The sequence below is a fragment of the Micromonospora humi genome (assembly GCF_900090105.1).
Lineage (GTDB): Bacteria > Actinomycetota > Actinomycetes > Mycobacteriales > Micromonosporaceae > Micromonospora > Micromonospora humi.
In genome coordinates, this window is record NZ_FMDM01000035.1 from 1 (window position 1) to 2,675 (window position 2,675).

2 rRNA genes are annotated in these 2,675 nt (G+C 58.8%); both read right to left on the minus strand.

The window, feature by feature from the left end:
- Positions 1-630 (minus strand): 23S ribosomal RNA (locus GA0070213_RS30965); the annotation flags it as partial.
- A gap of 379 nt (positions 631-1,009) precedes the next feature.
- Positions 1,010-2,524, minus strand: a 16S ribosomal RNA gene (locus tag GA0070213_RS30970).
- Between the last annotated feature and the right edge of the window lie 151 nt (positions 2,525-2,675).

Genomic DNA, 2,675 nt, shown 5'->3' on the forward strand with positions numbered 1-2,675 from the left:
AAGGCTCCGACGGATTGTAGGCGAACGGTTTCAGGTACTATTTCACTCCCCTCCCGGGGTACTTTTCACCATTCCCTCACGGTACTCGTCCGCTATCGGTCACCAGGAAGTATTTAGGCTTACCAGGTGGTCCTGGCAGATTCACGGCAGATTTCAGGAGTCCGCCGCTACTCGGGAACACCCACAGAAGACCAGCAGCTTTCACCTACCGGACTATCACCGTCTACGGTCAGCCATTCCAGACTGTTCGACTAACCACTGGCTTTGTAACTTCTCGACTGTGTGTCAGCACAATCAGCAGGGTCCCACAACCCCGACCACGCAACCCCTGACAGGTATCACACGCCGCCGGTTTAGCCTCAATCCGCTTTCGCTCGCCACTACTCACGGAATCACTAAATTGTTTTCTCTTCCTACGGGTACTGAGATGTTTCACTTCCCCGCGTTCCCCCCACACACCCTATGTGTTCAGGTGCGGGTGACATCACATGACTGATGCCGGGTTCCCCCATTCGGACACCCTGGGATCACAGCTTGGTTGACAGCTCCCCCAGGCCTATCGCGGCCTCCCACGTCCTTCATCGGCTCCTGGTGCCAAGGCATCCACCGTTCGCCCTTGACAACTTGACCACAAAGATGCTCGCGTCCACTGTGCAATTCTCAACAAACGACCAACCCACAACCCGAACAGCCCCACACCAACAACCCGGCAACCGCCGGCGGTATGCGAGACCAGGCCATGCCTGGCGCCCCACGGACCCACAGGTCCGCTCAAGGCTCTGAAGACCACAACCGATGGTTGTTCCTTCAGGACCCAACAGGGTGCTCTCCGCCCTCCCCCAGCCGCACCAGGACTCCGCTCCACACCAACCCGAAGGCCAGCAGTACTAGAAGGATCCCGGCCGTTGCCGAGGAAAAACTCACCAGTGTCTCCGCCATCTGAGCACCCCACCACCACATCCGGGCGGCGCGGGCTCCATACCGGCTTTCACCGGATGGTGCTCCTTAGAAAGGAGGTGATCCAGCCGCACCTTCCGGTACGGCTACCTTGTTACGACTTCGTCCCAATCGCCAGCCCCACCTTCGACGGCTCCCTCCACAAGGGTTGGGCCACCGGCTTCGGGTGTTGCCGACTTTCGTGACGTGACGGGCGGTGTGTACAAGGCCCGGGAACGTATTCACCGCAGCGTTGCTGATCTGCGATTACTAGCGACTCCGACTTCACGGGGTCGAGTTGCAGACCCCGATCCGAACTGAGACCGGCTTTTTGGGATTCGCTCCACCTCACGGTATCGCAGCCCATTGTACCGGCCATTGTAGCATGCGTGAAGCCCTGGACATAAGGGGCATGATGACTTGACGTCATCCCCACCTTCCTCCGAGTTGACCCCGGCAGTCTTCGATGAGTCCCCGCCATAACGCGCTGGCAACATCGAACGAGGGTTGCGCTCGTTGCGGGACTTAACCCAACATCTCACGACACGAGCTGACGACAGCCATGCACCACCTGTGACCGCCCCCGAAGGACCTTACATCTCTGCAAGTTTTGCGGCCATGTCAAACCCAGGTAAGGTTCTTCGCGTTGCATCGAATTAATCCGCATGCTCCGCCGCTTGTGCGGGCCCCCGTCAATTCCTTTGAGTTTTAGCCTTGCGGCCGTACTCCCCAGGCGGGGCGCTTAATGCGTTAGCTGCGGCACAGGGAACCGGAGAGGCCCCCCACACCTAGCGCCCAACGTTTACAGCGTGGACTACCAGGGTATCTAATCCTGTTCGCTCCCCACGCTTTCGCTCCTCAGCGTCAGTATCGGCCCAGAGACCCGCCTTCGCCACCGGTGTTCCTCCTGATATCTGCGCATTTCACCGCTACACCAGGAATTCCAGTCTCCCCTACCGAACTCTAGCCTGCCCGTATCGACCGCAGGCCTGGGGTTGAGCCCCAGGTTTTCACGGTCGACGCGACAAGCCGCCTACGAGCTCTTTACGCCCAATAAATCCGGACAACGCTCGCGCCCTACGTCTTACCGCGGCTGCTGGCACGTAGTTGGCCGGCGCTTCTTCTGCAGGTACCGTCACTTACGCTTCGTCCCTGCTGAAAGAGGTTTACAACCCGAAGGCCGTCATCCCTCACGCGGCGTCGCTGCATCAGGCTTCCGCCCATTGTGCAATATTCCCCACTGCTGCCTCCCGTAGGAGTCTGGGCCGTGTCTCAGTCCCAGTGTGGCCGGTCGCCCTCTCAGGCCGGCTACCCGTCGTCGCCTTGGTAGGCCATCACCCCACCAACAAGCTGATAGGCCGCGAGCCCATCCCAGGCCGAAAAACTTTCCACCACACACCATGCGACATGTGGTCATATTCGGTATTAGCCCCGGTTTCCCGGGGTTATCCCAAAGCCTAGGGCAGGTTGCTCACGTGTTACTCACCCGTTCGCCGCTCGAGTACCCCGAAGGGCCTTTCCGCTCGACTTGCATGTGTTAAGCACGCCGCCAGCGTTCGTCCTGAGCCAGGATCAAACTCTCCAACAAAAACTTTGTCGGACACAATGTCCTGGCAACAAAAGTGTTGCCAAAGGAATCCCAACCAGACAGACCAAAGCCTGACCAGTCCGGGGTATAAAACAATTGGCACTGGCTTATCAAGCACCCTGTTGAGTTCTCAAAGAACAACCACACACCA